9 protein-coding genes, 1 tRNA gene and 1 pseudogene are annotated in these 12635 nt (G+C 49.1%); 10 read left to right on the plus strand and 1 reads right to left on the minus strand.

Annotation, left to right across the window (positions count from 1 at the left end):
• Nucleotides 1–17: 17 nt before the first annotated feature.
• From KGP26_RS17675 to KGP26_RS17695, 5 genes and pseudogenes are all read left to right on the plus strand, one after another.
• Nucleotides 18–1049 carry an ABC transporter substrate-binding protein gene (locus KGP26_RS17675; protein ID WP_021180290.1) on the plus strand — a complete coding sequence of 344 codons (1032 nt, stop codon included), beginning with the start codon at nt 18–20 and terminating at the stop codon, nt 1047–1049.
• 67 nt (nt 1050–1116) lie between these two features.
• Nucleotides 1117–3195: an iron ABC transporter permease gene (locus tag KGP26_RS17680; protein WP_223664342.1), complete on the plus strand. Its 2079-nt coding sequence runs from the start codon at nt 1117–1119 to the stop codon at nt 3193–3195.
• A gap of 25 nt (nt 3196–3220) precedes the next feature.
• Nucleotides 3221–4279 (plus strand): ferric ABC transporter ATP-binding protein, encoded by a 1059-nt coding sequence (fbpC, locus tag KGP26_RS17685; protein ID WP_039995816.1) that lies wholly within the window; start codon nt 3221–3223, stop codon nt 4277–4279.
• A gap of 284 nt (nt 4280–4563) precedes the next feature.
• Nucleotides 4564–4639 (plus strand) — tRNA-Asn (locus KGP26_RS17690).
• A 107-nt stretch (nt 4640–4746) separates the two neighbouring features.
• Nucleotides 4747–5022 (plus strand): annotated as a pseudogene (locus tag KGP26_RS17695) (IS3 family transposase); the annotation flags it as partial.
• 385 nt (nt 5023–5407) lie between these two features.
• Here the strand turns inward: KGP26_RS17695 and KGP26_RS17700 are convergent.
• Entirely contained in the window at nt 5408–6040 is a 633-nt protein-coding gene (locus tag KGP26_RS17700) for a TetR/AcrR family transcriptional regulator (protein WP_059201165.1), read from the minus strand.
• A 295-nt stretch (nt 6041–6335) separates the two neighbouring features.
• On the opposite strand from KGP26_RS17700, the gene KGP26_RS17705 reads away from it, so the two are divergent.
• The 5 genes from KGP26_RS17705 (at nt 6336) to KGP26_RS17725 (ending at nt 12617) form a co-directional block, all read left to right on the plus strand.
• The gene (locus KGP26_RS17705) at nt 6336–7388 is read left to right on the plus strand and encodes a carbon starvation induced protein CsiD (RefSeq protein ID WP_223664343.1); all 1053 of its coding nucleotides are present in this window, start codon (nt 6336–6338) and stop codon (nt 7386–7388) included.
• A gap of 9 nt (nt 7389–7397) precedes the next feature.
• A complete protein-coding gene (locus KGP26_RS17710; RefSeq protein WP_223664344.1) occupies nt 7398–8522 on the plus strand; it encodes an acetyl-CoA carboxylase biotin carboxylase subunit family protein in 1125 nt (374 codons plus the stop codon).
• Nucleotides 8523–8525: 3 nt separating this feature from the next.
• On the plus strand, nt 8526–9899 hold the full coding sequence (locus tag KGP26_RS17715; RefSeq protein WP_223664345.1) for an MFS transporter: 1374 nt from the start codon (nt 8526–8528) through the stop codon (nt 9897–9899).
• Between the two features lies 1 nt (nt 9900).
• On the plus strand, nt 9901–11148 hold the full coding sequence (locus KGP26_RS17720) for an ATP-grasp domain-containing protein (RefSeq protein ID WP_223664346.1): 1248 nt from the start codon (nt 9901–9903) through the stop codon (nt 11146–11148).
• A 299-nt stretch (nt 11149–11447) separates the two neighbouring features.
• A complete protein-coding gene (locus tag KGP26_RS17725) occupies nt 11448–12617 on the plus strand; it encodes a p-hydroxyphenylacetate 3-hydroxylase oxygenase component (RefSeq protein WP_179250062.1) in 1170 nt (389 codons plus the stop codon).
• Nucleotides 12618–12635: the final 18 nt, after the last annotated feature.

Raw genomic sequence — 12635 nt, forward strand, 5'->3', positions numbered from 1 at the left:
ACAAAAAGGACAACACCATGAAATTGACACCTCTCAACACCCTGCTGGCCACCACGCTGGCGCTGACAGCCCTGGCCGGAACCGTGCAGGCCAAAGGCCGTCTGGTGATCTATTGCAGCGCCACCAACGCCATGTGCGAGGAAGAAGCCAAAGCCTTCGGGGAAAAATACGACGTCAAGACCAGCTTTATCCGCAACGGCTCTGGCAGCACCCTGGCCAAGGTAGACGCGGAGAAGAAAAACCCGCAGGCCGACGTCTGGTACGGGGGCACGCTGGATCCCCAATCGCAGGCCGGTGAAATGGACCTGCTGGAGGCTTACGCCTCGCCGAACCTGGAGCAAATCATGCCGCAGTTCCGCGATCCGGCCAAACGTAAAGGCAACTACTCCTCTGCGGTGTATATCGGCATTCTCGGTTTCGGCGTCAACACCGATCGCCTGAAAGAGAAAAACCTGCCTGAACCCAAGTGCTGGAAGGATCTGACCAACCCGATCTACAAAGGGGAAATCCAGATCGCCGATCCACAAAGTTCCGGCACGGCCTACACCGCGCTGGCCACCTTTGCGCAGTTGTGGGGCGAAGAGGCCGCCTTTGATTACCTGAAACAGCTGAACGGCAATATCTCGCAGTACACCAAGTCCGGCATCGCCCCGGCCCGCAACGCCGCGCGTGGTGAAACCACGATCGGCATTGGCTTCCTGCACGACTATTCGCTGGAAAAAGAAAAAGGCGCACCTCTGACGCTGGTTTCCCCATGCGAAGGTTCTGGCTATGAAATCGGCGGTATCAGCATCCTGAAAAACGCCCGCAATATGGAAAACGCCAAGCTGTTCGTGGACTGGGCGCTGTCAAAAGAGGCCCAGGAGCTTTCCTGGAAAAAGGGGCAGTCTTACCAGATCCTGACCAACACCACGGCAGAGACCTCCCCTAACTCGCTGAAGCTGGATCAACTGAAACTGATCGATTACGACATGGATACCTACGGCGCTTCCGACATGCGTAAAAAGCTGATCACCAAATGGGTTAACGACGTGAAGATGGGCCACTGATCCCATCCTGCATCTATCGGGCGTAGGCTCTACGCCCGCTTCATTTTCGTTTATTCCGGGGAATATCATGTCTGAAACCATCACCTTGCGCACGACGCAGGGGCGGGATCCCATTTTCTACTGGTTGCTGCTGGCGCTGGCAGGTTTCGCCCTACTGCCTTCCTACAGCCTGGACTACGGGCTGCTGGAGGCGACCAGCGAAGAGCTGCTGGCGGCCTACGGATGGTCACATGCAGGCTTGGCCATGCTGTGGTTTGCCGCCCCGTTGCTGCTGGCTGTACGCCCGCAGATTACCACTGGCCGCAAGCAACGCAACCGCCATCTGTTTGATGCTGGCTATGCTCTGGCCTGCGGGCTATTGGTATTTATCAGCGCCGCCGCGACCGGTACCGGGATGGGATTCGCTACCTTGCCGCTGCTGGTGGCAATCGGCGCAGTGATCACTCTTGCTCTCTCAAGGCTGGAATGGCTGGGTGGCGATCGCTTTGTACTCGGTTCGCTGGTGGCAGTGATCGCCCTGATCGTGCTGTTTATCATTTATCCCAGCATCGCCATCTTTATCCCGATGTTCACCGATGAGGCCGGTGCCTTCGCCCCGTTGGCGTTTATGCAAACGCTCGGGCAGGCGCATATCCTGCAGGTGATCTGGAACTCCTTCCTGCTCTCCGTCGCCGTCGGGATTGGCTGTACCTTCTTTGGCATGGTGCTGGCGATTTATACCACGCGTATCGCCCGCCGTTCGGCGGTGATTGGCCGTATCTTCTCGATCCTGCCAATCGTCACACCGCCGTTTGTGGTTGGTTTAGGCGTCACCCTGATGATGGGCCGCTCCGGCTACATCACCGAGCTGATGGTGACCTGGTTCGGCCTGACCAACACCAACTGGCTCTACGGCTTTACCGGGATCTGGTTGGCTCAGGTACTGGCCTTTACGCCCATGTCATTCATGATCCTCGATGGGGCTATCAAGACCATCCATCCGTCGCTGGAAGAGGCGTCCTACACGTTGCGCGCCAACCGCTTCCAGACTTTTACCCAGGTGTTTATGCCGCTGCTGAAACCGGCATTGGCCAACTCGTTCCTGATCGTCATTGTTCAATCGTTGGCGGACTTCAGTAACCCCTTGGTTCTCGGCGGCAACTTCGACGTATTGGCCACGCAGATCTACTTCTACATTACCGGTGCGCAGCTTGATTATCAGGCAGCTAGTACGCTAGGCGTGGTGCTGCTGATGTTCTCGCTGCTGGTGTTCTGCGTGCAATACATGTGGATCGGCAAGCGTTCCTACGTGACCATTTCCGGCAAATCCAACCACGGCGACGTTCAGCCGCTACCGGTGACGCTGGTGTGGGGCGTCTCGCTGATGCTGTATGTCTGGATCGCCTTCAACATCTTACTGTACGGCAGCATTTTCTACGGCAGCTTCACCGTTAACTGGGGCGTGGACTACACGCTGACGCTGGACAACTTCAGCAAACTGTTCGGCCAAGGCTTCAGCGACGGCGCGTGGCCTTCCCTGCTCGATACCTTGCTGTATGCCGGGATTGCCGCACCGATCACTGCCATCTTTGGCCTGCTGATTGCCTACATCGTGGTACGCCAGCAGTTCCAGGGTAAAAAAGTGATCGAGTTCAGCACTATGCTGTGCTTCGCGGTGCCAGGCACCGTGGCCGGTGTTTCCTACATTCTGGCGTTCAACAGCGCACCGGTTTATCTGACCGGAACGGCAGCCATCGTGATCATTTCGATGGTGATGCGCAACGTGCCGGTGGGGATCCGCGCGGGTATCGCCGGTTTGGGGCAGTTGGACAAGTCGCTGGATGAGGCCTCTCTCAGCCTGCGTGCCGGTTCGCTACGCACCATAGTGTATATCCTGCTGCCCTTGCTGCGCCCGGCGATCCTTTCGGCGTTGGTCTACAGCTTTGTCCGTGCCATGACCACCGTGAGCGCCATTGTTTTCCTGGTGACGCCAGATACGCGCGTCGCAACGTCCTACATCCTTAACCGGGTCGAGGACGGCGAGTATGGCGTAGCCATTGCCTACGGATCGATCCTGATCGTAGTGATGCTGGCGATTATTTTCCTGTTTGATGCCCTGGTTGGCGAAGCGCGGGTCGCGCGTTCCAAAGCCCGGAATGCGGCCTGATACCCGGCGGAGAAGGATGAACAACATGTCTGACATTCAAGATAAGAAACACTTTGTTGAACTGAAGAACGTCGCCAAGCGGTTTGGCAACAATACCGTGATTGAAAACCTGAGCCTGGCGATCCCACGTGGGGATATGGTGACGCTGCTTGGCCCTTCCGGCTGCGGTAAAACCACAGTCCTGCGCCTGGTCGCCGGGCTGGAGAAACCCAGTGGCGGGCAGATCTTTATCGACGGCGAGGACGTGACCGATCGCTCCATTCAGCAGCGGGATATCTGTATGGTGTTCCAGTCCTACGCGCTGTTCCCTCATATGTCGCTGGGGGATAACATCGGCTATGGCCTGAAAATGCTCGGAAGGCCCAAGGCAGAGATCCGCGATCGGGTACGTGAAGCCCTGATGCTGGTCGATCTGGAGGGTTTTGAAGAGCGCTATGTCGATCAGATCTCCGGCGGCCAGCAGCAACGCGTCGCCCTGGCACGTGCGCTGATCCTCAAACCCAAGGTGCTGCTGTTCGATGAACCGCTGAGTAACCTGGATGCCAACCTGCGCCGCAGCATGCGTGAAAAAATCCGCGAATTGCAGCAGCAGTTCAACATCACCTCACTCTATGTCACCCACGATCAGAGCGAAGCCTTTGCGGTTTCCGACACCGTGCTGGTGATGAACAAAGGGGAAATCATGCAGATTGGCGCACCGCAAACGCTGTACCGCTACCCGGCCTCGCGCTTTATGGCCGGATTTATGGGGGATGCCAACATCTTCCCGGCCAAGGTGACCAGCAGCGGCGTAGAGATCTTTGGCTACGCGGTGCCACGCCCACAAGGCTTTGCTGCTGGTTTGCAGCAATGTACCGTGGGCGTGCGCCCAGAAGCGATTACCCTCAGCCAACATGGGGAACCAAGTCAGCGTTGCACCATCAGCAAGGTGGCCTATATGGGGCCGCAGTATGAAGTGCTGGTGAACTGGCACGATCAGTCGCTGCTGCTGCAGGTAAACGCTACGCAGTTGCAGCCCGAACCGGGCGACAGCTATTTCCTGCAAATCCATCCGTTCGGCATGTTTGTCCTCGCCGACGAGTAAGCCTTAATTTACTCCCCGCTCGTGGTTCCGGGCGGGGATTTTTCGATGTCCATTCCCTACTCCCGTCTCGATATCACCGCATTTACGGCACTGATGTGATCTCGCTCTGTTTCTCGCCGCCGTCGGGCATTATCACTATCGGTTGAACTTAACGCGGGCATCTATGGGGTAAATCTGCCAAAAGCTCAACGGGTTGCGCATTCTGTAAGCAAACAAACGCAGAATGCGTAATCCCCTTTGACTTCCCCCCTGCACCCCGTTATGATTCCGCCCGTTCACACGATTCCTCTGTAGTTCAGTCGGTAGAACGGCGGACTGTTAATCCGTATGTCACTGGTTCGAGTCCAGTCAGAGGAGCCATATTTAGAGAAGCCCGCTTAAGGAAACTTAAGCGGGCTTTTTGCTTTTCAGTGACCCGTCCTGAATAGCGTTGACACGTTTTCGACTTAAATCCGGAGAACGTGATAATGGCCGAGTTTAAACGTACACAACGTGACTATCCTTTGTCTTTTAAAATTGCTGTTGTTGAGCAGGTTGATAAAGGCGAAATGACCTACAAACAGGCTCAACTGCGCTATGGTATTCGGGGACGTTCGACCGTTCTGACCTGGTTGCGCAAGCATGGCCATCTTAACTGGGCCCCAGATCTTCCCCATCTCTCCAGCCGGGAGTTGCCCATGAGCCAACCGCCTGCCCCTTTAACTCCTGAACAAAGGATCAGGGAACTTGAAGAACAGCTTGAGCTGGTCACCCAGATCGCACTGTGATTAAAAAATACGCTATCATCTTGTCTAGACAGTGAAAATACACAAAATAAAACCGTTCTGACGGGCCCGACCGGGTAATAGCTTTGTTCTGTTTATGGAATTCGAGCTTACTATTCCCGGCCCCTATCCCCCAGTCGTATTTATCGACCGAGAAAAACCATTTGTCATTGCATTCAAGTAAAACTCAGATGATTGTAGCCGCCTTCAATAACGGTCAACTCTTCTGCACTAAAAGTCTGCCGTTTTCGCTCACCCCGGTAATACCAACAGCAATGCACCAGTCCCTTATCAGACGTAGTTCCACTGACGACCATGATTGCAGGTCGTTTACGTAAGCGTACAAGCATCCCAGGCATAAACATTAACCGCCCCCTGCTAAAGCAGAGCTATTAGTCTGTCCCATCTTTAATACACTCATCATAATGAATTCGTTTGCCTGTTTGAGGGCAGAAAAGTCAGGTTTGACCTTGCCATAAACACGCATTCCTTCAAGCATTATGAAGAGGCTTTCAGCCATAATCTCGGCCTTGACATCCAGCCTGAATATGCCTTTTTCTTGGCCCTGCTTGATTATGATCAACAGGTTTTTCTTAATTCCACTGAACATATAGCTGACTTTTTCGTAGATATCCTTGTCGTCTGGGAGCAATTCACTCGCCGTAGCAATGGTAAAGCAACCCCGAGTACCATCTTCGCCGGTAGACAGTAAAGCACAGTAATTCAGCGTTTCTCTCAGTGCTTTTTCAGGATCCTGCTCACCTGCGCGTTTTTCCATTCTCCGCAAACCATCATCCATATACTGCGTTAACGCAGCCAGAAAAATGGACCTTTTATCCGGGTATAGCTTGTAGATGCTCGCGCTGGCCAAGCCCGATACCTGCATTAAGTCAGCCATTGATGTGGCGTGAAAACCTTTCATCCAAAACACGCTAAGCGCAGCATCAAGAAAATCCTGCGGGTGAAATTCTCGAGGTCTACCAAGATTTTTTTTCATATTTTCCACTATTTTTTCTTATCGTGATATAAGCCCACCATGAATTGTAGATTAATCAATCCACAAGTCAAGAGGTTAATGATTAATAAAAGAAAGTAATCATATAATTAAAATAACCGCATGTTTTTACTTGAATTTTACAATCATGATTGGAAAGATGTTTGATTTCACAAATCACTCTTATTCAATTTAACAACCAATCTATTCTTTTTTATTCCTTTTTGATACTTCCACAGCATAAAAACCACATGTAATTCTAGCTGTGATTAATTAATGTTTTCATATGGAGATCGCTATGAATAAGGAAAAAACACTGAAGTTAATCGAACTTAGTCACGAAGAAAAATCAGTAATTCTCGATAAAATAGCAGGGCTAACCTATTCGCCAGAAGGAAGTTCAGAATATATTAAAGCTATAAGAAAACTGATGTGGAGTATTCTGCCTGAACACTTAACTGATGCCCTAGAAGACCTCAAAAAGCCATTTCCAGAATATGCAGGTATTAAAGTTAAAAATCTTCCTGTTGATAGCGTTATTACTGGTAGCCCTCACAACAATGAAACAGGTAGACTATTCAAAAGTGGTTCTGTAACAGAGAATATTTTAGTTGGCATGGGCGCTATTTTAGGAGAACCCTACTCCATTGCTCATGAAGGATATGAATTGGTCAATAACCTGACCCCACATAAAGAAAAAGCGTCTGATTATACCGGATTAGGCTCCGCAGTCGAACTTGACTTTCATATTGAAAATGCAGCACAAGTTTATCAGGAGGAAGATGATACTTCCCCTTTCGTACTCATACTTCTAGGGGTGAGGGAAGATACACAAGCAAAACCATTAACTCGAATCTCTGATGCTCGCAAAGCGCTTAAGCAGCTTTCTGCAGATGATATTGCTGTATTACGAGAAAGATCTTTCATTATCAAAGTCCCTCATCGCTGGAGATCGGCCACGGTTACTCCCAGAGATAATACAGAGTTAGTCCCTGTCGTTTCTGGACCGATAAATGCGCCTAGGATAACCGTGGCATTTTACCCAGATATGGTTATACCCGTTAATAGCAGGGCTCAAGTAGCATTAGAGAAATTACATATCACTATCCGGAGTGTGGCTGAAGGCATTCATATTACTCCTGGTACAATGGTGATAATCAACAACAATTTCATGCTGCATTCTCGCGATCAATTCACAGCCAATTATGATGAAAATGGCCGAGCCTATCGCTGGGTTCAGCGTATTTTCGTCACTAAAAATTTATGGCCTTTCCGCAATTTTAGTTGCCAAGGCGAAAGGATTTACAACGCTAAATTGCTCACCGCAGATCAAAAATGTACTGATGAATAAGAGGCTGAAATGCAACTCGTCATTTTAGGTGCTAGAAATACTGGCACCAGCTTATATCTTGTGTCGCTGGCGATTCGCTATGGTTATAGCGTCACCGTGTTAACGGCTGAACATGATAATCTCAATGGCGCTTTTGAAAACGCCGTGCAGGTTATCTCATTGAATATTTCCACTGAGAACGTTATAAATTGGATTAAAAACAACCTGGTAGTATTTACCTCGGCATTACTGATAACAATTGCACACGACTTATATGCAACAGTTGCAGCTCAAGTTGCCGATTGGTTTGGTGTTCCCGGCCCTGATAAAAAAGCAGTAGCTTACTGTGTATCTAAAATTAACCAGAGCGAGACACTTAGCCGCCTAGGTTTTCAGCAAGCCTCTCCAACTCGAGTTTCTCTATCAGAACAGCTACCTGCATCCTTGATCGCGACCTTAAGTTATCCTGTGGTCATTAAACCGGTTGAAGGCTCGGCCAGCCAAGGGATCAGTCTATGCCGGACAACGAAAGAAGCTTTAGTCCACCTTGAACACCTCAGTGCTAAATACAGGGCTCAGCCAGAAATTATCCCTGGTGGCGCAGTACTGATTGAACACTTCGTTGCAGGGCAGGAGTATTGTGTTGAACTATTTGATGGAGTTTTTATTGGCACTATGAAAAAAAACAAGCGTGCAGGCTCACGCTTTATTGAACGGGGTTACAGCTCTGATATTGATTTGACAGAGTCTCAGATTGACAGACTCATCCTCATGACAGAGAAAATTACAGCCTCACTGAATCTGATGTGGGGCCCTATACATATAGACTGTATTATTAATGAAGAGCAGATATATATCATTGAAATTAACCCGCGCATTGCCGGAAGCTTTATTACCGCTATCATTCGAGATGCATGGATGTTTGATATCGCGGATGCACTATTAAAACGCTTGAGTGGGAAGCACGTTGAAATTTTTAGACGACGTGAGCCAAAAAAATTTGCTCAAGTAATGTTTTTTCTTGGTTGTGATCCTGAATCATGGCAAGTCCCTGTAGCAAGTCAACTGACGGACTCTAAAATCAAAGTGATATATGCACCGCAGTTCATTCCGGAAAGGGAGCGCCGAGCCTATGTTTATCTTGTGGTGGAGTGAGCAATGAAAGCACATCGACCTTCACTTCTTCAAGCTGCTCTTGTTACTTCACTTGGCTATATCGTGGTTCAGCTTGATGTCACTATCGTCAACGTTGCCCTACCGACCTTTGCCAGAATATTCCAAGCTGACATGTCTGGGCTACAGTGGATCCCAGATGCGTATGTCATCGTTTTTGCAGCCCTTCTGCTTGCAGCAGGCGGATTGAGCGATCGATTTGGCAGTCGGAGAATCAACCTCGTTGGAATGGTCATTTTCCTGTTTGCATCGCTAATTTGTGCTTCCGCTACCTCAATTGATATTATGATTGTTGGCCGTATCGGACAAGGGGTAGGTGCAGCCCTTATTCTTCCTTCATCACTCGCATTGCTCTCTGCAGTCAGCGAAGGCGATGCAGTACTCCGTACAAAAGCCATTGGATGGTGGAGTGCTATTGGTGGCATTATTAGTGCCGCAGGGCCTTTTATTGGAGGGCTTATACTAAAATATTCATCTTGGCACGCACTTTTTCTGATAAATATCCCGTTATGTCTTGCTGGTATAATTTTTACTCTTTATATTATCAAGGAACCCCCATGTCATCATCGCCAAAAAGTTGATACAAAAGGGATAGTGATTTTTATTATAGCTAGTTTTTCACTAGTGTTTTTACTTATCAATTTTGGAAAAAAATCCGTACATTCCCTTTCTGACCTTTCATTTATAATATTATTTTTCATTTCAGCGACACTGTTAATTCGGCACCTAAGAAATAATGAATATGCTTTTATACCGCCAACTTTACTGCGAACCCCCATTTTCTCAATGGGATTGCTTCTAGGCGCCACCATGAACTTTTCATTTTATGGTTCTATCTTTATATTAACCATTTATTTTCAGGTTTATCGCGAATTTTCACCCGTTATGACAGGGTTAGCTCTGCTGACTTTCACTATTATTGCTGTGGCCAATACTGCCAGCGGTTACTTGTCTGAACGCTTTGGCCCCCGCCTAACCATCATGACCGGACTAGTTACTGCCTCTGTGACCTACACTATTCTGGCTTTTCTTACGTATACCGATGCGAGTTATCTTGCTTTTGTATGTTTCCTATTTCTTATGCCGATAGGTGGCGGAATTGCCTTGCCCACGCTTATTTCGGCTTTCATTCATGCAGCACCTGCCGATAAGACGGCAACCGCCTCAGCAGCGATTAACTCCATGCGTCAAATCGGTGGTGCTATTGGCGTAGCGTTGCTTGGGCTTCTTGTCTCCGGCGTACATTTCCCAGTAAATGTCGGAGCTGCCACCGGCTTTCTTATTGCAGCCTTTACCATGCTGATAACAGTACTCCTTACCTATACAATGTTTTATGAGTCTGAAATCAAGAGGGTTTAAGATGAATATCAGTAATATTCTTATTGTCGATGGGGCTTCTACTTCTGCAAGTTATGCTCCTTTATTCCGAGCTTATGGCATTCCTTGCATCCATCTGTTTAGCGATCCTGTTATAGCCAGTCACTTTGGAGCAATGATCAATCAGCAAGATTACGTAGCATGTTTGACCCATCAGGGTGACATAACGCAAACCCTTGAGCGTCTATCCAAATGGCAAATCTCAGCTGTATTACATGGTTTGGACTCAGCGTTAGCAGTGGCAGGAGCCATCGCCAACGCGTTGAATCTGACATATGTCAATGAGCCGGAGTTAAATCTAGCTAGGCGGCACAAGTTTGAAATGATAGAAACCGTCAGAAAAGCAGGATTACGAGCCCCAGAACAGATATTATCAGATAACATACAAGTCATCTTAAATTGGGTCGAGAACAGAAATCAGTATCCTGTTATTATAAAGCCTGTTGAAAGCGCAGGAGTAAAAGGTGTCTTTAAATGTAGCTCTATTAAGGAAGTACACCGGTACTTTAATAAGGTAATGAACTCGTCTTCATACTATGAAGAGCCAAATACAACTGTTTTAATTCAAAGCTTCTTAGCTGGGAAGGAATATATTCTTGATAGCGTATCGTTAAATGGAAAACACTACTTAACCAGTATTTGGCTTGTCAAACGTGACAATGGGTCATCGCCGTTTCTTGATAATATGGAAACAGTTGATCACACCTTGCCGAAATACACTGTAATTCGGGAGTATGCAACAGCTGTTTTAAATGCTCTTGGCGTCCGTAATGGCCCTTCACATCTTGAGGTTATTCTGACTGAAAATGGCCCAGCACTAGTCGAGCTTAACTGTCGCTTACATGGGAGTCTTGACCTCCGTCTGACCACTTATGCATGTGGCCGTAATCATGTCCAGGATGTGGTCACCTCCCTCTTATCCCCTGATTACTTTATGACCTCATGCTCTCATCCCCTTTCATTTTATGGTCAGGCGATGCATGTATTACTTCGTTCTCCTTTGGCCGGCCGTAAATTGCGCAAAGATTATTGGTCGAGATTAGAAACGTTATCTTCTTTTGTCAGTTATAAATCCAATTTACCTACTGAAGGAATAACTCCCAAGACTAAAGATCTGAAGACAGCGATAGGTACTCTATCTCTTTTTAATCGGGACAGTAAACAACTAGCAACCGATCTCCTTTTAGTACGCCATGAAGAAAATACAGGGGCCATGTATAAACAAGACTAAAAAACAGCCAAATTAGGGAGGTAGTTAAGATAAAAAGGCATGCACTGCCTCTCTTTTTAATTATTCAACTAACACCATTCTAATCGCCCCAAAAAAGAGCAGAAAATTTATGCAATCTCAACCAGCGCATATCAGGTGGCTAACCAAGAGCCTCACACCCAGCCCCTCAAACCCGCCTCCAGATCACACCCTCAACATTTAACATGAAAAGTACAATTTTTTACCTGAATGTTACATTCCATTAAATTACCCTTCCCCCATACTCATCCCACGCCCACCCCTACCGAGGGAACCAACTGATGAAAACTAGCAACCCGATGCTGGAAAAATTACTGCCCATTCTGCCACTTATCGCTGCCAACGCCGCACAGGCGGAAAGCGAACGAAAAGTACCGGATGAGAATATCCGTTTGTTAAAAAGCATAGGTATGCACCGGGTATTCCAACCGAAAAAATTCGGTGGCCTGGAAATCTCCCTGCCAGAATTCACCGACTGTGTCGCCGCGCTGGCCGGAGCCTGTGGCGGAACGGCCTGGGCTTTCAGCCTGCTATGCACCCACAGCCATCAGATAGCGATGTTTTCCCCCAAACTACAACAAGAGATCTGGGGAGATAATCCAGACGCCACCGCCAGCAGCAGTATTGCCCCGTTTGGCCGCATTGAGGAAGCCGAAGGCGGTGTTTATCTGAGCGGTGAAATGGGCTGGAGCAGCGGTTGTGACCACGCCGAATGGGCGATTGTCGGCTTTCGCCGCAAAAACGCCGAAGGTGAGCTGCTCTACAGCTTTGGCGTGATCCCACGCAGCGATTACGAAATCCGTGATGACTGGTTTGCAGTTGGCATGCGCGGCAGCGGTTCCAAAACGCTGGTCATAAAAAATGCCTTCGTACCGAACCACCGCATTGAAGCCGCTCAAGATATGATGCATGGGCGCTCTGCAGGTTTCGGCCTCTACCCGGACAGTAATATCTTCTACTCGCCCTATCGCCCCTATTTCGCCTGCGGTTTTGCCGCCATCAGCCTTGGCGTTGCGGAGCGTATGCTGGTCGCCTTTAAAGAAAAAACCCAAAACCGCGTGCGAGCCTATACCGGAGCCAGCGTGGGGACGGCCACCCCGGCGCTGATGCGTCTGGCGGAGTCCACCCATCAGGTTGCTGCCGCCCGCGCCTTTTTGGAAAAAACCTGGCAAGAACATGCCGAACACGGCCGTAAGCACCAATATCCCTCTCATCAGACATTGACGTTCTGGCGTACCAACCAGGCCTACGCGGTCAAAATGTGCATCGAATCGGTTGATCGCTTGTTCAGCGCCGCAGGGGCAACCAGTTGGATGGAAAGCAATGAGATCCAGCGCCTGTTCCGCGACTCGCACATGACCGGGGCACACGCCTATACCGATTACGATGTCTGCGCACAGATATTAGGCCGCGAGTTGATGGGGTTAGAACCCGATCCGACGATGGTGTAACGAGCAGGAGTTCCTATT

It is taken from the genome of Serratia sp. JSRIV002 (assembly GCF_019968725.1).
GTDB classification, from domain to species: domain Bacteria; phylum Pseudomonadota; class Gammaproteobacteria; order Enterobacterales; family Enterobacteriaceae; genus Chania; species Chania fonticola_B.

Excerpts from the sequence above, each read along its gene's own strand:
- KGP26_RS17675 (WP_021180290.1), top strand. The coding sequence starts at position 18 with ATGAAATTGACACCTCTCAACACCCTGCTGGCCACCACGCTGGCGCTG.
- KGP26_RS17680 (WP_223664342.1), top strand. The coding sequence starts at position 1,117 with ATGTCTGAAACCATCACCTTGCGCACGACGCAGGGGCGGGATCCCATT.
- fbpC (WP_039995816.1), top strand. The coding sequence starts at position 3,221 with ATGTCTGACATTCAAGATAAGAAACACTTTGTTGAACTGAAGAACGTC.
- KGP26_RS17700 (WP_059201165.1), bottom strand. The coding sequence starts at position 6,040 with ATGAAAAAAAATCTTGGTAGACCTCGAGAATTTCACCCGCAGGATTTT.
- KGP26_RS17705 (WP_223664343.1), top strand. The coding sequence starts at position 6,336 with ATGAATAAGGAAAAAACACTGAAGTTAATCGAACTTAGTCACGAAGAA.
- KGP26_RS17710 (WP_223664344.1), top strand. The coding sequence starts at position 7,398 with ATGCAACTCGTCATTTTAGGTGCTAGAAATACTGGCACCAGCTTATAT.
- KGP26_RS17715 (WP_223664345.1), top strand. The coding sequence starts at position 8,526 with ATGAAAGCACATCGACCTTCACTTCTTCAAGCTGCTCTTGTTACTTCA.
- KGP26_RS17720 (WP_223664346.1), top strand. The coding sequence starts at position 9,901 with ATGAATATCAGTAATATTCTTATTGTCGATGGGGCTTCTACTTCTGCA.
- KGP26_RS17725 (WP_179250062.1), top strand. The coding sequence starts at position 11,448 with ATGAAAACTAGCAACCCGATGCTGGAAAAATTACTGCCCATTCTGCCA.